The organism is Leisingera sp. M523 (genome assembly GCF_025141335.1).
Taxonomy (GTDB): domain Bacteria; phylum Pseudomonadota; class Alphaproteobacteria; order Rhodobacterales; family Rhodobacteraceae; genus Leisingera.
In genome coordinates this window covers 3,697,753-3,718,841 of sequence record NZ_CP081036.1, presented here as the reverse complement: position 1 = coordinate 3,718,841, position 21,089 = coordinate 3,697,753, and the positions used below count along the sequence as shown (strand labels likewise).

Here is a 21,089-nt window from a genome sequence, read left to right as displayed (position 1 = left end):
CTGGCGCGATGAGACATGATTGGTCAAGCGGCGATTGAACCGACATCCTTGGGGCCAAGCAAAGGAGTTCTAAAATGACCAAAGTTGCACTTTTCACCGCTGCAGGCAGCGGCATGGGCGCAGACGCTGCCCGCCATCTTCACGAGCAGGGATATCAGGTCGCGATCCTCTCTTCATCCGGCAAGGGCGAGGCCTTGGCGCAGGAGCTGGGCGGGATTGGGCATACAGGCTCAAATCTGGAGCAAAGCGACCTTCAGGCGCTGGTGGACAAAGCGATGGATCGCTGGGGCCGCATCGATGTGCTGGTAAATTCAGCGGGCCACGGCCCTAAGGGCGACATCATGAAAATCAGCGATGACGACTGGCATCTGGGGATGGAATTCTACCTGATGAACGTGATCCGCCCGGCGCGTCTGGTGGCACCCATCATGGTGGCACAGGGCAAGGGATCGATCATCAACATATCGACTTTTGCGGTGTTTGAACCCGATCCGCTGTTCCCGACCTCCGGCGTCTTCCGGGCCGGTCTGGCGAGCTTTACCAAACTGTTTGCCGACAAATTCGCCGCCCAAGGCGTGCGGATGAACAATGTGCTGCCGGGTTTCATCAACAGCCTGCCCGAAACCGAGGACCGCAAGGCCCGCATTCCGATGGGCCGTTACGGCACCTCGCGTGAGATTTCTGCGCTGATTGCCTATCTGGCTTCGGAAGATGCCGCTTATACAACTGGCCAGAACATCCGCGTCGACGGGGGATTGACCCGTGCAGTCTGACGCTCAGGTCCTGCCCGGAAATACCGAGGTCAATCCGGCCTTTTTATTGAAATGGGCCGCGTCCATCGTACAGATCCTTGGCTATTCTGCCACCGCTTGGGGGCTTCATCCCTGGAACATCTATCTGTTCCTGGCCGGGCTAACAGGATGGTTCCTGGTTGGCGTTTTGTGGAATGACAGGGCAATTATGCTGATCCATGCTGTAGCGCTTGGCGCGATGATTGCAGGTATTTGGTCAAGTTAGAGCCAATTATCCCCCCTTGGGATCAATCATCGGCTTAGCCTTGCCGCGCTGCAGGCCAAGCCGGTGCTCGCGCCAGATCACCAGAACATTGCCGGCAATGACCAGCGCTGCACCGGCAAGCATCACCAGCGTCGGCCATTCTTCGAACCAGACATAGCCAATGACGATTGCAAAAATCATTGAGGCATAGTCATAGGGCGCCAGCATCGACGCAGGCGCAAAGCGGTAAGATGAGGTGACCAGGATTTGCGCCACCCCGCCAACTATCCCGGCGCCGACCAGCAGTGCGGCGGTTTGCGCATCCGGCATGACCCAGCCGAACGGCGCGGTGAGCAGCGCCAGAGCAGAGGCGGTCAGCGAGAAATAGAAAACGATCGCCGCGGTGTGTTCCGATTGCACCATGCGGCGGATGTGGATCTGCACAAAGCCGCGGGCCACCGTCGCCCCGACCACCAGCAGCACGCCCAGCATGGCGCCGTCGCTCATGTCCCCGCCAAGCCGCGGCCAGATCATGATCATCACGCCCAGCAAACCGATCGCCACTGCGGAAATCCGCACCAACCGGATCGTCTCTCCCAATAACAGCGCCGCCAGAATCAGGGTGAAGATCGGCGTGGCATAGCCGATGGCGGTGACCTCGGGCAGCGGCAGCAGTGCCAGCCCCATGAAGGTCATCCCCATTGCCGACGTTCCAACAAGGCCGCGCCACACGTGAAACATCGGCTTTTGGGTGATCAGCCCGTACCGCAATTCTCCGCGCATGGACAGCCAGACCACAATCACTGGAATTGCAAAAAACGACCGGAAAAACACCGCTTCCCCTGCTGGCACATGCTCTGATGTCGCCTTGATGATCCCGGACAGAGCGGTGAACAGGGCAATTGCTGTCACCTTCAGGAGGATCGCCAGCATAGGCCGATGCGATGTTAAGGATTTTGCCATGGCGTGAACCTGCGCCCATGCGCCGCAAAGATCAATGGTTTGATTTCAGGTGAGGAGAAGGCGCAAATGGCGCCGGTTTAGACGGGAGCCGCCGATACACGATGCCAACCACCTGATCCGTCAGGTCACTGCCTGTACCGCTCCAATTGCCTTCCCATAAGGCACGAGAACGTGAGGCAGACCGCCGTAGTGAGGAAATGGGCGGGTGGTTGGCCCGCGTAGCGGCCAAGTGTGAAGCGGTGCATGCAATTTCCCCCGCCCATGAAGCCGCCGGTCGTATTCAGCGTTGAAAAGGTGTCCGATCTGCTAAAAGGCCGCACCGGGGCCGGAGCTCTCGTTCCGCGCAGTACTCAATTCAGGCGGCAGCCTTAAAGAGTTAGCGCTGATCCTTCGCGCAAAACGTTCAGCACCGATGGAATGCCTGAGATCGCGTGCGCTTCTATCATCTTAGACACGGGTTCCTGATAGAGCGCGTATGTCGAGTGGTGAGCAGGCAAAATCAGGCCCGCCTTGAGGAATTCCGCGAATTCTACAGCCTGATGACCAGTCATCGACAACTGGCCTAATGTCCCATTTGTACCAACTGCCCCAATATGAGGTATCAGCAGATCAGGCGCCGGAAACTGTTGAACTGCTGACTGCACCGGCTCTGCCATGAAAGTGTCTCCGGCCCAGTAGATATGGCTCGTCTTGCCGCGAATTGTCGCTTGCAGCCAGTAACCATTGCCAAGCCCGAGAATGCCGGAAATGCCTGTGTTAAGCGAGTGGACTGCAGGAATTGATGTAATCGAAACCTCTGTATCGCCCCGTCTGAAGGCGCGGTTTTCTCCGTGGTTCAGTGCCTGAGCTGCAAAGCCCTTCTTGGTGAGGGCGTTCACATCTTGAGCGGAACAGAGAACGGGGCCGTTGGCGCCAAGCCATGCCTGTGCTTTCTGGTCGAAATGGTCCTCGTGCGCATGGCTGAGCAGCACAACATCGTACTCCCGCACCGCCATGCCTGGAAATGGTGTAAGCCGTTTGTGCATCTTGATGTTCGGACCTGTGGACAGATCGAACATTTCATTCGGGTCCCCCATCTCAAATGCCTCGGTCCCCTCACCCAGGCATGGGTCAGTGAGAACACATATATCGCCGATGCGGAGTTCCAGCATCGCGCCTCCAAGCCAGCGGACGGTTACATCAGATGCAGAAATGCCAGCTGCGGAGGAAAGTGGCGTGAGAGCGGCACTTGCTGCGGCGACGGTGCCAAGTTTGAGCAGATCTCTTCTGTGCATTGTCATCTCCTTGTGTTTCTCCATTGACCTATTCCAGTTTCTCACCACACATAACCAACGAAATACTGAATTCATTAAACGGATAATCTGAATAGTGTCAGATCTGCGAACCCTGGAAACTTTTGTAGAAGTAGCTGACTGCCTCAGTTTCGCGGATGCAGGACGCCGCCTCGGGCTGCCTGCCGCGACGGTGACTACAAGAATCAAATCACTTGAAGCTCAGCTCGGTGTGCGCCTGTTCGACCGCTCGACACGAACAGTCGCCGTGACCGCAGAAGGTAAGATATTTTTGGCGCATAGCCAGATAGCTTTGCACGAACTTATGCTGGCACACCAAGCCGTTGGCGCGGCACAAGAGGCCACCGGGCAGGTACGTGTGTCAATCCCGGCAGCTTTTCCGATGGCACAGTTTGCTGGGATCACCGGCAGGTTCCGCTCCACCTATCCAGACATCTCAATCAAAGTCTACGTGGATGACCGGCCGGCGTCCTTCATAGAAGACGGGGTCGATTTGGCGTTGCGGGGCGGGGCGCCTGGAGGCGACAGCCTAATAGCGCGGCATTTGAACGACACGGAAGTCATCTTTGTCGGCCCGCCAGGGCGTCTCGGGGACGACAGCCTTCCGGTGTTGCGGCCCTTAGAAAAACGTTTTGGAGCTAAAGACAAGCTGAACGGACTTTCCACGCGCTCCTTGCAGCTTTCTCTCGCATTTGTTGCAAGCGGCCAAGCTCGAGCCTACCTTCCCCGATCGATGTGCGAAGCGGCATTGGCTGCAGAACAAATGGAAGAAGGGGACGGACCAGACGGGCCGCATGTTCCGCTGCCGCTGTTTCTTGTTTATCATCACAAGCAACACCAGCCCAAAAGGGTTCAGCTCTTCAAAGATATTCTCATTCAGGAATTATCTATACCGACGCACGAAATCTGAGTTTTTGAGCGCCCCTCAAGCTGGCGCAAGCCCTGTCATTCAGGTATTTTTGAACCGTTCCACGCCTCCCAAATGGTGCAGGACGATTTCGAAGGAATTGCTGGACATTCGAAATCGTCAAAGCAAATTGTTTGGATTAGGTCATGTTGACTGACCTGCTCCCCAGAAATGTCCGCGTTTTGACGTTAGCCTGTTCTCCACACGAGGAGACAGAAAATGCGGAAAAGCCGATTCAGCGAAGAGCAAGATCATTGGCATCCTGAAGGAACCCCAAGTCGGCATCGGGGCCAGGGAATTGTGCCGCAAGTACGGCATCCACTGCCCGGCAGGGCAGTGCGCAGCAATGTCCCGAGAGGGGCGATGGCACGATCTACAAGTTGCGCTCGAAGGATGGCGGCATGGAGGTGTCAGTGGTCAAACGGCTGACGGCTCTGGAGGCTGAGAACGCAAAGCTCAAGAAGTTTCTGGCTGAGCACATGCTGGATGTGGCCACGCTCAAGGAGATGCTGGGAAAAATCTTCTGAAGCCCGGTGCAAGGCGAAGAGCGGCGGATTGGGCCATGACAGAGAAGAACTGCAACCAGCGGCGGGCCTGTGCCCTGGCCGGGATTGATCCGCGCGTCTACAGGCGTCGGCCGACCAGGCCTTCGGACACGGAGTTGCGAGAGAGGCTGAAGGAACTGTCCGGTGAACGGCGGCGGTTCGGTTACCGGCGGCAGCACCTGTTGCTTGGGCGAGAGGGCTGGTAGGTGAACTGGAAGAAACTCTATCGGATCTAACGTGAAGATGGCCTGGCTGTGCGCAAGCGTGGCGGCCGGAAACGGGCGATTGGCACCCGTGCGCTTATCACTGCCCGGCAGGCGCATGCACAGCATGCTGCCAAAAGGGGGCAATCCCGCAAGGCCCGAACCAAAGATGGTCGTTGGGCTTCGTGTCTGACAGTCTGCCAGACGGGCGCCGTTTCCGGGTTCTGTGCGCCATCGATAACTTCGGCCGGGAGTGCCTGAACTGCCTGGTCGACACATCGCTATCCGGTCTGCGGGTTGCGCGGGAGCTCGACAATAACGCCCAGGCGCGCGGCTACCATTTTCCTGTCACGACCGGGCTGACGTTTCAGTTTGCGTTGATCGCGTTTGATTGCCGTGGGTAGTTCACAACCCATACCTTATCCAGACCATTGGCAGGGTTCAGGGGTAGTAGCTGCGTACCAAAGCGGTGGCGATCAGGCTCCAGCCATCTGCAACTACAAAAAATGCCAGTTTGAAGGGCAGGGACACGATAGCAGGCGGCACCATCATCATCCCCATGGACATCAGGACTGCAGCAACAACAAGATCAATGACCAGGAAAGGCAGGAAGACGAGAAACCCGATTTGAAAAGCGCGCGAAATTTCCGACAGCAGGAAGCTAGGGACCAGCGCCGATAACGGAGCTTCGGGCACGGGATCCATGCCCTGGGTTTCCGGTCTGAGATCCGCAATTGCATAAAATGTGTCCGGATCCAGCCGGTTCGCCATGAAGGCACGGAAGGGCTCCAAGCTGCGGGTGATGGCCACGCCCGGTTCCAGCCTTTCTTCCAGCAGCGGATTGATGCCAGTGGTCCAGGCCTCGGTAAAGACGGGTTCCATCACAAAATAGGTCAGAAACAGCGCCAGACTGATGATCAGCATGTTGGGCGGTGCTTGCTGCAGCCCGATGCCTTGGCGCAGAATCGATAGGACTGTCACTAGGAATGGAAAACAGGTGATCATGATCAGCAGGCCCGGAGCCAGGCTGAGCACAGTAATCAGCAGGATCAGCTGGATCGAGCGGGCCGAGATTGATTCGCCGTCTGCCAGCGAAAGGCTCAGTTCTTGAGCCAGGGCGGTGTGCGGCATGGCCAGCAGGATTGCTGCTGCCAGGACCGCCCGCACAAAAGTCTTGTGTGTCATCCCAAACCGCTTTGAAGATCAGCAATTTCTGTCAGGCGCACGGCCAGCTGGCCAGCCTGATCTCCCTCCAGCTCTTCGAGCTGGCCACGGGCGACCAGCCGGTCGCCGACGTAAAGATCCACGGGGTCTTCAACCCGTTTATCCAAAGTGAGAATCGCATTTTCGCCAAGGCTGACCAGGTCACGGATCAGCGGCCGGGCTTTGCCGACCGAGACAACCACTTCGACGGGAACCGAAACAAAGGGATTGTTTGCATCAGCGGATTTCATATTCAGGTCGGCAGCATCATCCATACTGGCTGTCCTCTTTCGCGTGATAAGTGAAGGCCTCTATCGAGTCCTGGATCGATTCTAGAAGGGCGTCGCAATTGATTTCGCATTCGGTGCTGCCAATGCGCAGATAGGCTTGGCCAGGAGACAGCACACTGTCTTCCTGCACTGTGACCGGAACGGAGAAATTGTCCGGCAACAGGCTGCGCACTGGTGCCGCCTCCCCGGGAGCGACCACGATTTGCATCGGCTGGTCGGTCTGGCCTTTTGCCATATCAGCAAGCTGATCGACGATATGATGCCCGAAAGAGGCAGCCATGGCATCTGGCAGCACTGCACTGGTCAGCACTTTGAACATCGGGTCCAGCGAATCGAGCAGCTGACTTTGGGCTTCGTGATAAGTGAAGCTGAGGTCTTCCAGAGAATTGGCCAGCTCGGCCGAAATCCGGCTGCTTTCCTGGTCTTTGGCCGTTACGGCATCATCCCACCCGGCGCTGTAGCCGTTCTCAAAGGAAGCCAGCCGCTGCTCTTCTATGAGTTCCTCGGAAACTGCGGGCAGCGCAGGCTCTGCCGAGGTGTTCATTGCGAAGTCTTCGAGCAAATGTGCAATCGTCATTAGGCTTGCTCCTTGTTTTCTTCCAGCCAGCCGCGCAGGATCTGGACGGTTTCTTCCTGCCGCTCGCCAATCAAGTTGCGCAGACGGTCGACCGGGTCATCCATGCTGCCGCCCAGTGCCGGGAAGCCGGCCGCTCCCATCATGTCACCGCCAGTACCCATCGCCGGCAGGTCGCCCAATGGTTCGAACTGTCCGGTTTCGTTGTTTTCAATTTCACCCTCAAGTGCGAGTCCCGAACCAAGATCCGAGGCAGTCATGAACCCGTCGCCGCCAACACCTGGCAGCCCGGGCAGCCCGCCACCATCCGGACCAGACAGCGCCGCCACCGGAGCTGCCTGATTCGACAGGATCGGGCGTACAACGAACAGTCCAAGGATCAGGCTGACCAGGGCCAGAGCCGCAAGCTGGATCAGCGACATTGCATCAAAGTATAGGTTGTCCATGAACCCTGCGGTGGCCACGGAACCCTGCGGTTCCACTGTCGGCAATTCCATGGACTTGAGCGTAATCACATCCCCGCGGTCTGCGTCAAAACCGACAGCGGCGGAAATCAACTCCCGCAAGGCGGCCAATTCGTCTTCCGGCCGGGGCTGGAAGACAGTTTCACCTGCGTCGTTTGTCACTGCAGAGCCATTGACCAGCACTGCAACAGTCAGGCGTTTGATGGCCCCAGGACCACGGAGGATCTCTTTCTCGGTTTCCGAAATTTCATAGTTGATTCGCTCCCGGGTGGCGCTGGTATTGGCTTTTGACCCCTGGCCAGAGGCCGCGTCACCGTCGGGAATGTTGGAGGCAACCGTGACCTCTCCGGATTGGTTGGTAGAGGAGTCGGCGCGTTCCTCGACGTCAGTGCTGACGGCGACACGGCTTTTCGGGTCTACCCGCTTTTCCCGGATTGATTCGGTGTCGGTAACAGTCGCGACACTCACTTCGACCACCGCATTTCCCTGGCCGACGCGTGCCTCAACCAATCGCATGACGCGTTCGCGCAGCGTCTGGGACCGGTCATCGGTTCCGGCACCGGCGGCTGCAGTGGCATCCGAAGACCCGATCAACGCGCCGTTGGCATCAATCACTGCAACGTTTTCAACGGCAAGGCCGCTCACCGCAGACGAAATGAGGAAGCGGATCGCGTTAGCTTGTGCAGGTGTTACTGGGGATCCCATCGGCACGACTGAAACCGACGCGGTGGGTTCTACGGTGCGTTGAAAGGGGTTCGAGCCGGCATTTGCGATATGCACCCGTGCCTGGCTTACATGCGGGCTGCCAACAATAGTGCGGGCCAGCTCGCCTTCCTTTGCGCGCCAATAAGCGGCGTCAAACATCTGCGAGGTGGTGCCAAAGCCACTGAGCGAATCGAGCAGCTCGTACCCTTTGCCGCCATTGGCGGGCAGGCCTTCGCTGGCCAGTGTCATCCGGAATTCGTCACGCTGCGTTGACGGCACGTAGATTGAGCTGCCACGCACTTCATATTGGGCACCGCGCTGTTCAAGCGCCCGCACCACATCTCCTGCCGAGCCGCTTTCCAGCCCGGCATAGAGCAGTGTCATTGTTGGCTTGCTTGCCACATGGGACATCGCGATCACGCTGAGAATCATGATTACCGTGGCACCCACGGCTATCAGACGCTTTCGCATGTCCATTTCAGCCCAGACATTCTTGATCTGCTGCACATTAACCTCCGTCGCACCGGCGTTCTCTCCGGCGTGCAACCCTTTTGACGGATCGGCCTTAACATTCGGTTAGTTCCTCGCAGGTTATGAAGATGCTGCACGACGTTTTAGGGATAGCCATGACAGATGCTGCAGTAGATACGGAAGCAGAAGCCCCGGCCAAGAAAAGCAAACTGCCCCTGATTATCGGGGTGGTGCTGGCATTGGCTGGCGGCGGCGGCGGATTCTTTGCCGTACAGTCAGGCCTTCTTCCCTTTGGTCAGAAAGCAGCGCCAGAACCGGCGCATGCGGCCGGAGAGGCGCCAGAAGGCGTGGACAGTGGTGAGACGGCGGAGGATATCGCCAATCTTGCTTTTATCGAAATGGACCCGATTGTGATTACCCTGCGTAAAGCCAGCGGTATCAAGCATTTGCGGTTCCGCGCGCAACTTGAGGTCGATCTGGCTCATCAGGCCGAGGTCGAGAAAATCCTCCCGCGGGTTATCGATGTCCTGAACAGCTACCTGAGAGCACTGGAGCTAGAGGATCTGACTGATCCGATGGCGCTGCCGAAACTGAGGGCGCAGATGCTGCGGCGGATCAATATTGCAACCGGCCAGGGCCGGGTGCGTGATCTGCTGATTATGGATTTCGTACTGAATTAGGAGGACAGGATGGAAATTATTGCTGATATCCTGCTTGCGGCCGGTGCGCTGGGTGCCGGATTCTATTGTCTGGTGCTGTCGCGCAGGCTGAAGCGGTTCAATGATTTGGAAAAGGGCGTGGGCGGTGCAGTTGCCGTCCTGTCTGCCCAGGTCGATGATCTGAACAAGTCGCTGCAATCGGCGCAACAGGTGTCCGACGGCTCCAGCAAGGCGCTGCAGCAACTGACGGGCCGGGCCGAAACAGTGGCTCAGCGGCTGGAACTGATGATGGCATCCATGCATGACATCCCCGAGGCCGGATCTGCGGCTCCGGCAGGCAAACCTCCGGCCGAGGACGACGCGATGGCTGCCGCATACGAGGCCGATTCGCAGCCGTCTGGTGAAGAACAGGACGAGGCAAAGCCTTCCGGCTTGATGTTTGTCCGGCATAACCGCAGCCAGAACCGGGTGGCGTGATGGCAAAGGCAGCAAAGAAAACCAGGCGGTTCCGGCGCAGCGGCACCTTGATGATGCTGGCGGTGCTGCTGATGGGATCCGCCGCGGTCCGGCTGGCTCTTGAGGCGGGGCCTGCAATTGCCCGTGAAGTGGCCAGCCTGCAGGAACCCGGCGGCGACGCGCAGCCTCACAAGGGGGAGCCGCAGCGCGAATCGATGCCCACTTCTGCAGAGCTGCAAACAATGCTGGCAGCCTTCAAGGAGCGGGAACAGGCTCTGGCCGCCCGCGAAGCGGAAATTCAGGACCGGATGAAAGCCCTGGAAATTGCCGATCAGGCAATCGACAAGAAACTGGCTTCGCTGGAACAGGCCGAAGAGAATTTACGGGCAACCCTCGCGTTGGCGGATGGTGCGACCGAAGCGGATGTGACGCGCCTGACGTCGGTCTATGAACAGATGAAACCCAAGGAAGCTGCGGCTTTGTTCGAGGAAATGGATCCTGCCTTTGCGGCTGGTTTCCTCGCCCGGATGCAGCCCGAGGCTGCCGCGGGAATCATGGCAGGGCTGAGCCCGGAAGCCGCCTATACTATCAGCGTTGTTCTGGCTGGCCGCAACGGAGCAGTGCCGAAGGAATAATTCGGTCGCCGCCGCTTAGTCTTTCCTTAGGAAGACTCGCCTAAGCTAATAAAAACCAATGGAATTCGGAGTGAACCCATGATCGGGATTGTAGGCATAGTGGTGATCTTTGTCATGGTGTTCGGCGGCTATCTCCTGGCCGGCGGCAAGATGGCGATCATTATTAAGGCCATGCCCTTTGAGTTGATGATGATCGGTGGTGCCGGAGCCGGTGCTTTTCTGATCGGCAACGACATGGGCGGCATCAAGCATACGTTGAAGGACGTCGGCAAGGTCTTTAAGGGCCCTAAGTGGAAGCCGGACGACTACCGCGACCTGCTGTGCCTTCTGTTTGCCCTGATCCGGATCGCGCGGGCGAATCCGGTTGAAGTGGAGCAACACATTGAAGACCCCGAAAACTCCTCTGTCTTCAATAAATACCCCAAGATTCTGGCAGACAAGGAAACGGTGAACCTGATTTGCGACACCATGCGGTCGGCCTCGATGAACTATGACGATCCGCATCAGGTGGAAGAAGTGCTGGAAAAGCGCATGGAGGCCAACCTGCACCATGCAATGCACTCCAGCCACGCTTTGCAAACCCTGGCAGACGGGCTGCCGGCGCTGGGAATTGTTGCGGCGGTGCTTGGTATCATCAAAACTATGGGCTCTATCGATCAGCCTCCGGAAGTTCTGGGTAAACTGATCGGCGGCGCTCTGGTTGGTACCTTTCTTGGCGTGTTCCTGGCTTATGGCCTCGTGGGTCCCTTTGCGACCAAGGTAAAAGCGGTAACCGAGGAAGACGCGCATTTTTATCAGCTTATCCGTGAGGTTCTGGTGGCCAATCTGCACAACCATGCAGCGGCAATCTGCATCGAAGTCGGGCGCCAGAACACACCTTCGCATTTCCGTCCCGGCTTTGCTGAACTTGAAGAAGCCCTCAAATCGGTGAAACAGGACGCAGCATGATTTGGCGAGCACTTGCCACTGCAGCCGCGCTTCTGACGGCAGGAGCTGTCCAGGCGCAGACAATTGTGACCCGGTCAGGAGAGCACAACGGCTTTACCCGCCTGGTGATGCGCCTGCCGGATGGCGCGGATTGGTCGCTGGCTCAAAGCGGCACGACGGCGACAGTGAACATTGACGCGCCACAGGCAGTTTTCGATACTTCACGTGTCTTCAACCTGATCCCTCGCACCCGCCTGCAATCACTTGTGCAGAACGGGCCAGGTCAGCCGCTTCGATTGCAGCTAGGCTGTGACTGCACGGTCACGTCTTATGTTCAGAAGAATGGCTACTTGGTGCTTGATATACGTGATGGCGGTAAACCGGAAACACAGCGGCAGTATTCTGCTACCAGCAGTATTCTGCCACTCACTCCGCAGGCCACACAGAGCGGTTACAGGTTCAGTTTCTCTCAATCGGCCGCAGCTGACGCGCGGATGGCCCTGGAATTGGCAGCGGCTGTTGCGGGGCGAGCGGATCCGGCGCAAACAGTCCGGCCGCAGGACGCTGAAGAAGCTCCGGACCTGAGTGCAACCAAACAGCAAGAAGAAGCTGTAGAAGTAGTTTTGCCGTTGGATGGCAACAGCTTTCCGGTTCAGACAGAAACCGCCGAAGCCAATGCGGCTTCCGGGCTCCCTGAGACCAGAGTGCTGCTCAACCTGGAAGAAACTGAGCGCGCGGCAGCGGTCCAAGATTCCGAGCAACGGTTGCTGCAACAGATCGGACGGGCTGCAAATCAAGGACTTCTGAGTGTTGCAGCAAATGGGCTTCCTGGTGCCGATAGCGCCGCTGTATTGGATCCTCTGGGACGTACAGACAGGCCGTTGAACCCTTTGGATCACATTTCCGTGACCTCTGCTATCGATCGTGAAACCGGGCTGAAGGCTGCCCTGACTGGTGGCAGCGGAGAAGCAGAGCATTGTTTGCAAAACCGTGATGTTGCCATCCATTCCTGGGGCAATGAAAGCCCGTTTGCGGATCAGCTGGCACCGGTGCGCAGCGCATTGGTCCGGGAATTTGATGATGTGAATCCAGCGAGTGTATTTGCGCTCGCACGGATGTATCTCTATTTCGGCTTTGGCGCCGAAGCTCGCTCCATTCTGACTATTCTCCCTCCAGAAAATCAAGATGCGCCGGATATAGCCTTTCTTGATGCAATGGCGATGCTGATGGATGGAGCTGTTTTGCCGGTTAATCACCCGTTCTCAGGTCAGCAAGGCTGCGAAGGCGACAGTGCCCTGTGGGGCGCTTTGGCGGATGGTCTGGTCAAGAAGAGCGCCAACACCGACGCCATTCAGCAAGCGTTTTCCAAAATGCCGACTCATCTGCGGGTGCACCTGGGACCTCGGATCAGCAAGATGTTTGCCGAAGCCGGAGATAACCATATCGCCGAGGCAGTGCTGAGAGCGGTTGACCGGACCGGGGTTGAGGACGTTCCGGAAATCAATCTTGCTGAGGCGGCGATTGCCGAATTGGCAGGCGATACCGAAAAGGTGGCGGAAGAACTGACCAGCGAGGTTGCAGAACGGAACGGAAATGCACCGGCAGCACTGATCGATCTGGTTGCTCTCAGCGTCAAGGAGCGCAAGGCGCTGTCTCCTGACGTGCCGGATTTGATTGCCTCTTATGAACTTGAAAACCGCGAAACAGAGCTCGGAGCCGAGTTGCGTCAGGCGCAGGTCGCTTCTCTTGCCTTGATGGGGCAGTTTCAGGATGCATTTCAAGAACTGAACAACCTGTCTGAGCAGGACGGCCCGAATGCCCGGTCAGCGGCGCTGGAGCCGTTGATGCTGCTGTTGGCAGAACGTGCAGATGACGTGACTTTTTTGCAGTACTCACTGGTTTTCTCCGGCCAGGCCAGCGCGACTGAAGCTGCATCGGTAGCTCCGGCCGTCGCCCGCAGGCTGCTGGACCTTGGATTTGCCGAACAAGCACAGGGCCTGCTTACCAAGCTTGCGCTGGAGCCGGAAAACGAAGCCCGCCGCCTGATGATGGCCGAGGCCGCGTTGGAGTTGGACAAGCCGCATCAGGCCCTTGTCGAGCTGATGGGGCTGGAAAGTTCCGAAGCCAACAAAATGCGTGCGGCAGCCTTGTGGCGCAATGGCGAATATGACCGGGCCGGAGAGTATCTTCTTGCTGAAGATGAGGCCAACGCAGCCGCCCGCGGGTTTTGGCATTCCGAAAACCTGAGCGCCATCGAAGCGATGGAGACTGGAGATGACGCGCAATTCGGTGCCGTTGCCTCTGTCACCACGCAAATTGGCGAAACTGCGCAAGATCCAGAGGGCTTGTCTCCGCTGGCTCACGCACGGGCCTTGGTTGAAAGCAGTGCGGGCACACGTGGCGGCATTGCTGATCTGTTGAACAAAGTTGGCACAGACTTGGAGAGTCCTTAGAATTTTCAGTGATCTGACAGAATGTTCACCCAAACAAAGGCCGCCCGGATCAAGGGCGGCCTTTGTTTGTGCTGATAACACTTTGTCAACGGGCTGCCGGTAACGTGATGATCGGGTGAATCCTGATTTGGACGGGCAGAATGCCGGAAAACTATTTAGTACTTTGCCTGAAAGGGCTGTTTCTGCGCGCAATAGGCGCAGAATTCTGGACGCGCTCAGTAATGAGTTCCGTTCTGAAATCTCACTTGATTAAGACTGACAGGCACCGATTGCCGGCAACCGGTATCGCAAAGTCTGATCGTCGGCACCGGTTGGGTGGCAGACGGCTGTTTGCGCGGCAACCGCAGGTGCTGACAAAGCCCCGGAAAACGGACATGCGCTTCAGATTGGATCCTTGGGCACCAATCCAGGCATTCCATCAGCTTGAATCTAGCAATTTGCGGGGCCTGACCTGTGCCTAAGCTTACCACTGAACAACTATTCAGTCCGACCGTCCTGCTGGCGCTGGCGTTGATGGCGATCATTGTGATGATGATCCTGCCGATGCCGGCCTGGGTGCTGGATGTTGGCCTGGCGGCCTCCTTTGGGCTCGCCATTCTGATCTTCACCATCACTCTGTTTATAGAACGGCCGCTGGATTTTTCCTCATTCCCGACGATCCTTCTGGCCTCGCTGATGCTTCGGCTGTCACTGAACATATCCTCCACCAAACTGATCATCGGCCAGGGGCATTCCGGCACCGACGCGGCCGGCAATGTGATCGAAGGTTTTGCCCAGTTTGTGATGGGGGGCAGCGTATTCCTGGGTCTTGTGGTGTTCGGGGTGCTGTTGATCGTCAATTTCATGGTGATCACCAAGGGCGCTGCCAGGATGGCCGAAGTGGGTGCCCGTTTTGCACTGGATGGTATGCCAGGCAAACAGCTGGCGATCGACGCCGACATGTCAGCGGGCGCCATCGACCACCAGACCGCCAAGGAGCGCCGTGAGCGGGATCAGCAGGAAACCACATTCTTTGGCTCACTCGACGGTGCGTCGAAATTTGTCAAAGGCGACGCCATTGCCGGGCTTTTGATCACCTTGCTGAACTTGGTCATGGGGCTGATCATGGGCGTTCTGGTCCATGGCATGCCTGTTGGCAGCGCGTTTGAAACCTATGCTATCCTGACCGTGGGCGATGGTCTGGTGTCGCAGATCCCATCTGTGATCATTTCCATTGCGGCAGCTCTGCTGCTGGCCCGCGGCGGCACCACCGGCGCCACAGATACCGCCCTGTTCGAGCAATTCGGCCGCCATCCCGCCGCGCTGACAACTGTTTCTGTGCTGATGATCCTGTTTGCATTGGTTCCCGGTCTGCCATTTCTGCCCTTCGTGACCGGTGGCAGTGTGCTGGGCTACGCAGCTTTCCGAATGGCAAAGAAGAAGCAGGACGAAGCAGAGGCGGAGATCGAGGAAAAAATCGAAGAAGCTGCAGACCCTACGGCAACCCGGCCGCTTGGTGATATTCTGGATCTGGATGATCTGCATCTGGAGTTTTCCCCCGATCTGGTCAGCATGGTTCTTGATGCCGGCACCGGGCTTGATGCCCGCATAGCCAACATGCGGTCCCATATTGCCACCACCTTTGGTCTGATCCTGCCGGAAATCCGGCTGACTGATCAGCATGAGCTGGAAAGAGGCACCTATGTGGTCAAAGTGCAGGGGGTTGAGCAGGTGCGCGGCACTTTGCATCCCGACATGGTTCTGGCCTTGATGCCGGACAATCATGACGCGCTGCCACCCGGCACTGATGTGACTGAGCCGGTCTACGGCGCGCCGGCCCGCTGGATTTCTGCCAAGTCGCAGGAACAGGCCGCCCTGGCCGGGGCTACCGTAGTCACACCGCCGGAAATCCTGGCGACCCATCTGCTGGAGATCATCAAACAGAATTTCTCCCGCTTGCTGACTCTCAAATCGTTGCGCCGCCTGTTGGATGAGATGACACAGCTTTCCGATAACTTCCGGTCCGAAGCGAACCGCAAGCTGCTGGATGCGCTGGTGCCGGACAAGGTTCCGATGGATACGCTTCACTCGGTGTTGCGTCTGCTGCTGGAGGAGCGGGTTTCCATCCGCAATATGCCGCTGATCTTGGAATCGATTGCCGAAGCCCGGCAGCACACAACCCAGCCCGAGCTGATCTGTGAACATGTGCGCCAGCGGCTGGGCTTCCAGCTGGTGGCCGAGATGAAACGCGAGGACGGGACCATTCCGTTGATCCAGCTGGCGCCGGAATGGGAAGACAAATTTTCTACCTATCAAGTGGATGCGCAGGGTGCCGGGTTGGACATTGCCTTGCCGCCCGACTTGTTCAATATGCTTGCGGACGGGCTGACCGAGAAGCTGTCGGCAATCACCGACCAAGGTGTGTTTGCGGCTGTTGTGACCTCGACCCGCCGCCGCCGTTACCTGAAGACCATTTTGAAGTCGCGGGGTATCAGCAACCCGGTTCTATCGTTCGAAGAAATCGGCCTTGAGGCGCGGCCTGCCCTGGTTGGAATGGTGCAAGCATGAACCTGAGCTTTCTGCCGCCAGAGCTTATAGCGCTGCTGGGGGCAGGGTTCTGGCATGCTGCACTCGTATTTCTGCGGGTGTCGGCCATGGTATCGGTCCTGCCTGCGGTGGGTGAGCTGTATGTTCCCACCCGGGTCAAACTTGCAGTTGCTGCGGCCTTTACTTTTGTGGTTGCGCCTGCACTTCCGGCCCTCCCTGAGCCGGATGGTGCCATAGAATTTGCCCGGATTGCTGTTGCCGAAGCGATCATCGGCCTGGCTCTGGGCATTGGTGTCCGGATCTTTGTATTGGCGTTGCAGACGGCCGGCACAATGGCGGCGCAAAGCACGTCGTTGTCACAGGTTCTGGGCGGCATCGGAGCAGAGCCGATGCCGGCTCTGGGTGCCGTTCTGATGATTTCCGGTGTGACCCTTGCTGTCATGATGGGTCTGCATATCCGGGCGGCGGAATTGCTTATTGGCTCTTACCAGCTGTTTCCTGCTGGTCAGTTTCCTGCGGCTTCCGGGTTGGCGGAATGGGGTGTGTACCGGGTTTCGCAAAGCTTTTCGCTGGCGTTCACACTGGCGGCGCCTTTTGTCATTACAGCGGTGATCTACAACTTGGCGCTGGGCGTGATTAACCGGGCTATGCCGCAGCTGATGGTGGCCATGGTCGGCGCGCCGGCGATTACCTTCGGCGGTCTGTTTATCCTGATGGTCGGCAGTCCGATGATCCTGGATGTTTGGTCCAGGGCTCTGATGACCTTTATGTCGAATCCTGGAGGCGGCATGCCATGAGCGGTCAGGACGACGATTCAGACAAATCATTCGAGCCGACGGAACAGAAACTCCGCAAGGCCCGGGAGAAAGGCGAAGTTGCCAAATCTACGGATCTGTCCGTCGCCGCAGCCTATCTGGGTCTGATCATCGCAGTCTACACTGCCGGCAGCAGCAGCGTTGAGGGGATAGGCACCGCTCTGATGGCCTTCCTGGACCAGCCGGACAAGCTGGCCCCGCTGTTCTTTGAAGGGCCGGCTGCGGCACCTGTGGGGGGCTTCATCGGAAGTACCGTGCGCCCTGCTCTGCCATGGTTTCTGGTTCCCTTTGCATTGGTTCTGCTGTCGATTGTCGGACAGCGTGCGCTGGTTTTTGCGCCCAGTAAGCTGGAGCCGAAGCTGTCTCGTATTTCTCTCATCTCGGGAGCCAAGAATAAATTTGGCAGATCCGGGCTGTTCGAGTTTTTCAAAAGTTTTGTGAAGCTGGTGCTCTATTCGATCTGTCTGGGCGTCTACCTGTCTTACCGGCTTCCGGACATGATCGCTTCGTCAGGCACTGGCCCGCAGTCAGTTGTCTTGATGCTGGCGCAGCTGGCGATGGAGTTTTTGTTTTTGGCGCTGCTCATCGCGTTATCGATCGGTATTGTGGATGCGGCCTTTCAACATGCGGAACACCATCGCAAGAACATGATGTCCCGGAAGGAGATCCAGGACGAAATGAAGGAATCCGAAGGCGATCCCCATATGAAAGGCCAGCGCCGTCAGCGCGGCCAGCAGATTGCGATGGGGCAAATGATGGCCGATGTGCCCAAAGCCGACGTGGTGGTTGTCAACCCGACTCACTATGCGGTGGCGCTGCAATGGAGCCGCGAAAAGGGTTCCGCGCCGGTCTGCGTTGCCAAGGGGGTTGATGAAGTGGCCGCGGCGATCCGGCGTGTTGCCAATGAAAACGGCGTTCCGATTCACAGTGATCCGCCGACGGCGCGGGCATTGCATGCCACGATTGAGATCGGCGGCGAAATTCTGGAAGAGCATTACGCACCGGTGGCGGCGGCCATCCGGTTTGCCGAAGAGATGCGCAAGCGTGCTAAAGGAAAGATCACATGAAGCAGAAGATGCTGGATCAGATGGCGGCAGTGACTGCGGCGCAGTATATGCAGGAACATGCGAAAATACAGCCGGCTCTGGCCCGGGAAGCGCAGCTTCGCGGCCAGTTGGCCAAACTGAACAGCCAGGTGCAGACAGTCCGGGAACAGGCAGACAGCGATCACACAATGAAGGCTTTGGGGGCAGATCTGTTGTGGCAAGGCTGGCATACCCGCACCCGGCGCCAATTGAACCTGGAACTGGCGCAGGCCACGGCACAAAAGCTGCGGATGATGGATCAGCTGCGCAAAGCCTTTGGACGCAAACACGCGGTGGAAACCATGGCGGCCTCCGAACGCAAGCGGCACAAGGCGGAACAGGCAAAAACCTTCATGGACCGGCTGTTGGACAGCTGAAAATACCTTGAGTATTGCCTGAGCAAAAAGGCCGGTCCTTTGCGGGACCGGCCTTTTCTATATTAGATCTGCTGCTCGCCGATCAGACGTCCTGCCGCGATATTTCCATGATCAAAACGTCATAGACGCCTTTGCCGATATGTTTCTGTGCCGCCTCGCGCAGCGCTGTGCGCAGGGGCTCCAAGACATCTGAGCGGGTAAACGCTCCGCGGAAACCGCCCATATTGGCGTGGTCGAAGAGAACTTGCAGGAAAACATCCCGCAATTTGGGCGCGTAGGAATGCACCTTTTCGGCAATACCTTTCTTTACCTCAAGGCTGAGCGAGATCACCACCAGGGATGTCATCTGGTCGCGCTCCACAATCGGCACTACAAACTGGTCGCCGACTTTGATGTATTCGCGCTGGTTTTCTTCGCTTTCTTCTTCGGTTTCCTCTGCGGCCTCTTTCGGGGCTGGGGCGACCTCGCCGCCGGCAGCGGCTTGATTTTCTTCAGGCGGAGGCGCCAGCATGATGCCGGCGCCAATGCCGCCTCCGGTCCCGATGATCAGCAGGATGACTGGAAGGAGTTTAGACAGCATGGCAATCCTCAGAACGGCAGAATGGCGTCGAGCAGCTGCTGGCCGTAGCGCGGCTGCTGAACGTCAGTGATTTGGCCACGGCCGCCATAGGACACACGGGCCGAAGCGATCTTGTCATAGGTGATCTCGTTCTGGCGGCTGATGTCTTGCGGCCGGACATAGCCGGTCACCAAAAGTTCGCGCAGCTCGAAATTCACCCGCAGTTCCTGGGTGCCGCTGATCGCCAGCACGCCGTTGGGCAGAACGTCGACAACAGTCGCCGCAACTCGCAATTCCAGCTTTTCGCTGCGCTTGACGGATCCTTTGCCGCCGGAAGAACTGGAACTGCCCAGTTCCACGGCGTCGGCGGAGGTGGCACCTTCCGGCAGCTTCCTGTCAAGACGCTGCGGCAGGCCAAGGAGATGCGGCATGTTCAGGCTTTCAGCCCCCGAGCGTGAGCGCTGGGTGTCGTTGGAAATTTCGGCCTCTTCATCGATCTCGATCACCACTGTCAGAATATCGCCGCGCTTGATCGCGCGGCGGTCGCCTAGCAGCGATTGCTGGGAACCGCTCCACAGGGATGCACCATCAACGGTGCGCCGGTTCTGTGTCTGTGCAGGCAATCCCTGGTACAGCATCGCAACATGTTCAGAGCTTTCATTGGACGGGGTGAAAGAGGGCGGTTTACCCATATGATCCATCCGGCCGCAGGCACCCAGCAGGGCGAGCCCGAACAGCAGCGGTTTGACGGGAGAAAGTTTCTTTTTCATCAGTTTACCTCAACGGAACCGTCTGCCGCGATCCGCCCGGTTACGGTGGTGCGGGAATTAAGATTCATGACCCGGACGGCCTCACCAGCAGCGCCGCGTCCCAAGGCGCGGCCTTCGGCCGCTATGGTCAGGACACCCTGGCGGAAGGTCAAAGTGACCAGGTCATTGCGTTCGATGATGGCCGGCGGGCCGATGTCGCCAGCCCGCAACGGCCGACCTGCGTACAAGGCGACGCGCGCCTCCTGACCGACAACCGCAGCCGGGTCCGACAGTGCACCAAGGATCTCGCCTTTTTTCAGGGCCAGGTCCTCGGCATTGACGATCGCCTTTGCGCGTATCGTGCGCAGCGGGATCAGATATTCCGCCCAGGCGGGCGGCGCGCAAAGCGCCGCGGCGGTCAGACAGGCAAGAGCAAGTTTCATCAGCGCACCTGTGTTGTTGCACCCATCATCTGGTCGACAGCCGAGATGACCTTGGCATTCATTTCATAGCCCCGCTGGGCTTCGATCAGCTCGGTGACTTCGCGCACCGCATCCACGGAACTGGCCTCCAGATATCCCTGGCGCAGGGTGCCAAGCCCGTCTTCGCCGGCCGTAGACACAGTGGCAGCACCAGAGGCTTCTGTTTCGGTGAACAGGTTGCTGCCGATCGCCTCAAGCCCTTTGGGGTTGGTGAAACCCGCCAGAGTAAACTGGCCCAACAGCTGGCCTGCAGAGGTTTCATCAAAGTACCCGTAGACTTCGCCCTCAGCGTTTATCGAGATACTGACAGCATCATCAGGAATGGTGACTTCGGGAGAAACTGCAAAACCGTCCGACGTCACGATCAGCCCCTCGGCTGAGCGTTTCAAAGCGCCGTCGCGGGTATAGGCGGACTGGCCGGAGGGCAGTGTGACCTCAAGGTAGCCCTTGCCGTCGATGGCGAGATCCAGATCATTGTTGGTCTGCTGCAGCGCGCCTTGCGACAAATGCACCGAGACGGCGGCGGGGCGCACACCCAGGCCAACCTGCACACCGGTCGGCAGCACCGTGCCATCCGATGCGTTGACACTACCGGCCCGCGAGATCTGCTGATAGTGCAGATCGGCAAACTCGGCGCGCCGGGCGTTGTAGGCTGTGGTGTTCATATTGGCGAGGTTGTTGGAGATAGTCTCCACCCGCAATTGCTGAGCGCTCATGCCGGTCGCTGCGATTTTCAAGGCACGCATCTGGATT

General features: G+C 58.1%; 22 protein-coding genes and 1 pseudogene. 13 read left to right on the top strand and 10 right to left on the bottom strand.

What is annotated here, in order from left to right; all coding sequences use genetic code 11:
• The first annotated feature begins 74 nt into the window (after positions 1–74).
• Positions 75–773: an SDR family oxidoreductase gene (locus K3557_RS18495; protein ID WP_259995626.1), complete on the top strand. Its 699-nt coding sequence runs from the start codon at positions 75–77 to the stop codon at positions 771–773.
• Entirely contained in the window at positions 763–1,017 is a 255-nt protein-coding gene (locus K3557_RS18490; protein WP_129372550.1) for a DUF6552 family protein, read from the top strand. Before K3557_RS18495 ends, K3557_RS18490 begins: the two co-directional genes overlap by 11 nt.
• Positions 1,018–1,023: 6 nt before the next feature.
• On the opposite strand, the gene K3557_RS18485 is transcribed toward K3557_RS18490, so the two are convergent.
• Both K3557_RS18485 and K3557_RS18480 read right to left on the bottom strand, forming a co-directional pair.
• A complete protein-coding gene (locus K3557_RS18485) occupies positions 1,024–1,959 on the bottom strand; it encodes a DMT family transporter (protein ID WP_259995624.1) in 936 nt (311 codons plus the stop codon).
• A gap of 368 nt (positions 1,960–2,327) precedes the next feature.
• Positions 2,328–3,257: an MBL fold metallo-hydrolase gene (locus tag K3557_RS18480; protein WP_259995622.1), complete on the bottom strand. Its 930-nt coding sequence runs from the start codon at positions 3,255–3,257 to the stop codon at positions 2,328–2,330.
• 70 nt (positions 3,258–3,327) lie between these two features.
• On the opposite strand from K3557_RS18480, the gene K3557_RS18475 reads away from it, so the two are divergent.
• Both K3557_RS18475 and K3557_RS18470 read left to right on the top strand, forming a co-directional pair.
• The gene (locus K3557_RS18475) at positions 3,328–4,161 is read left to right on the top strand and encodes a LysR family transcriptional regulator (RefSeq protein WP_259995621.1); all 834 of its coding nucleotides are present in this window, start codon (positions 3,328–3,330) and stop codon (positions 4,159–4,161) included.
• A 216-nt stretch (positions 4,162–4,377) separates the two neighbouring features.
• Positions 4,378–5,244 (top strand): annotated as a pseudogene (locus K3557_RS18470) (IS3 family transposase); the annotation flags it as partial.
• A 103-nt stretch (positions 5,245–5,347) separates the two neighbouring features.
• Here the strand turns inward: K3557_RS18470 and fliP are convergent.
• The 4 genes from fliP to fliF are packed head-to-tail and all read right to left on the bottom strand — an operon-like array spanning position 5,348 to position 8,649.
• Positions 5,348–6,091, bottom strand: a complete 744-nt coding sequence (gene fliP, locus K3557_RS18465; protein ID WP_409201192.1) for a flagellar type III secretion system pore protein FliP — start codon at positions 6,089–6,091, stop codon at positions 5,348–5,350.
• Positions 6,088–6,384: a FliM/FliN family flagellar motor C-terminal domain-containing protein gene (locus tag K3557_RS18460; RefSeq protein ID WP_027257075.1), complete on the bottom strand. Its 297-nt coding sequence runs from the start codon at positions 6,382–6,384 to the stop codon at positions 6,088–6,090. Before K3557_RS18460 ends, fliP begins: the two co-directional genes overlap by 4 nt.
• On the bottom strand, positions 6,377–6,976 hold the full coding sequence (locus K3557_RS18455; RefSeq protein WP_259995619.1) for an ABC transporter ATP-binding protein: 600 nt from the start codon (positions 6,974–6,976) through the stop codon (positions 6,377–6,379). Before K3557_RS18455 ends, K3557_RS18460 begins: the two co-directional genes overlap by 8 nt.
• Entirely contained in the window at positions 6,976–8,649 is a 1,674-nt protein-coding gene (gene fliF, locus K3557_RS18450; protein ID WP_259995617.1) for a flagellar basal-body MS-ring/collar protein FliF, read from the bottom strand. The genes K3557_RS18455 and fliF overlap by 1 nt, the downstream gene beginning before the upstream one ends.
• Before the next feature lie 119 nt (positions 8,650–8,768).
• Here fliF and fliL point away from each other — a divergent pair, with 119 nt between their 5' ends.
• The 9 genes from fliL (at position 8,769) to K3557_RS18405 (ending at position 18,546) form a co-directional block, all read left to right on the top strand.
• Positions 8,769–9,293 (top strand): flagellar basal body-associated protein FliL, encoded by a 525-nt coding sequence (gene fliL / locus K3557_RS18445; protein ID WP_259995615.1) that lies wholly within the window; start codon positions 8,769–8,771, stop codon positions 9,291–9,293.
• Positions 9,294–9,302: 9 nt separating this feature from the next.
• Positions 9,303–9,749 (top strand): hypothetical protein, encoded by a 447-nt coding sequence (locus K3557_RS18440; RefSeq protein WP_259995613.1) that lies wholly within the window; start codon positions 9,303–9,305, stop codon positions 9,747–9,749.
• Entirely contained in the window at positions 9,749–10,363 is a 615-nt protein-coding gene (locus K3557_RS18435; RefSeq protein ID WP_129372541.1) for a MotE family protein, read from the top strand. The genes K3557_RS18440 and K3557_RS18435 overlap by 1 nt, the downstream gene beginning before the upstream one ends.
• Before the next feature lie 78 nt (positions 10,364–10,441).
• A complete protein-coding gene (gene motA / locus K3557_RS18430; protein ID WP_027257081.1) occupies positions 10,442–11,311 on the top strand; it encodes a flagellar motor stator protein MotA in 870 nt (289 codons plus the stop codon).
• Positions 11,308–13,743 carry a hypothetical protein gene (locus K3557_RS18425; protein WP_259995604.1) on the top strand — a complete coding sequence of 812 codons (2,436 nt, stop codon included), beginning with the start codon at positions 11,308–11,310 and terminating at the stop codon, positions 13,741–13,743. The genes motA and K3557_RS18425 overlap by 4 nt, the downstream gene beginning before the upstream one ends.
• A gap of 513 nt (positions 13,744–14,256) precedes the next feature.
• Complete coding sequence (flhA, locus tag K3557_RS18420) at positions 14,257–16,290, top strand: flagellar biosynthesis protein FlhA (protein WP_409201223.1); 2,034 nt, start codon at positions 14,257–14,259, stop codon at positions 16,288–16,290.
• Positions 16,287–17,066 carry a flagellar biosynthetic protein FliR gene (locus K3557_RS18415; protein ID WP_259995602.1) on the top strand — a complete coding sequence of 260 codons (780 nt, stop codon included), beginning with the start codon at positions 16,287–16,289 and terminating at the stop codon, positions 17,064–17,066. Before flhA ends, K3557_RS18415 begins: the two co-directional genes overlap by 4 nt.
• A complete protein-coding gene (gene flhB, locus K3557_RS18410; RefSeq protein WP_259995593.1) occupies positions 17,063–18,151 on the top strand; it encodes a flagellar type III secretion system protein FlhB in 1,089 nt (362 codons plus the stop codon). The genes K3557_RS18415 and flhB overlap by 4 nt, the downstream gene beginning before the upstream one ends.
• Positions 18,148–18,546: a hypothetical protein gene (locus K3557_RS18405; protein ID WP_259995591.1), complete on the top strand. Its 399-nt coding sequence runs from the start codon at positions 18,148–18,150 to the stop codon at positions 18,544–18,546. Before flhB ends, K3557_RS18405 begins: the two co-directional genes overlap by 4 nt.
• A gap of 82 nt (positions 18,547–18,628) precedes the next feature.
• On the opposite strand, the gene K3557_RS18400 is transcribed toward K3557_RS18405, so the two are convergent.
• Genes K3557_RS18400 through flgG form a run of 4 tightly spaced genes read right to left on the bottom strand, consistent with a single transcriptional unit; the run spans position 18,629 to position 21,082 of the window.
• Entirely contained in the window at positions 18,629–19,126 is a 498-nt protein-coding gene (locus tag K3557_RS18400) for a flagellar basal body-associated FliL family protein (protein WP_259995589.1), read from the bottom strand.
• Positions 19,127–19,134: 8 nt separating this feature from the next.
• The gene (gene flgH, locus K3557_RS18395) at positions 19,135–19,875 is read right to left on the bottom strand and encodes a flagellar basal body L-ring protein FlgH (protein ID WP_259995585.1); all 741 of its coding nucleotides are present in this window, start codon (positions 19,873–19,875) and stop codon (positions 19,135–19,137) included.
• Positions 19,875–20,297 (bottom strand): flagellar basal body P-ring formation chaperone FlgA, encoded by a 423-nt coding sequence (gene flgA, locus K3557_RS18390; RefSeq protein WP_129372534.1) that lies wholly within the window; start codon positions 20,295–20,297, stop codon positions 19,875–19,877. Before flgA ends, flgH begins: the two co-directional genes overlap by 1 nt.
• Positions 20,297–21,082 (bottom strand): flagellar basal-body rod protein FlgG, encoded by a 786-nt coding sequence (gene flgG, locus K3557_RS18385; RefSeq protein WP_259988827.1) that lies wholly within the window; start codon positions 21,080–21,082, stop codon positions 20,297–20,299. Before flgG ends, flgA begins: the two co-directional genes overlap by 1 nt.
• Positions 21,083–21,089: the final 7 nt, after the last annotated feature.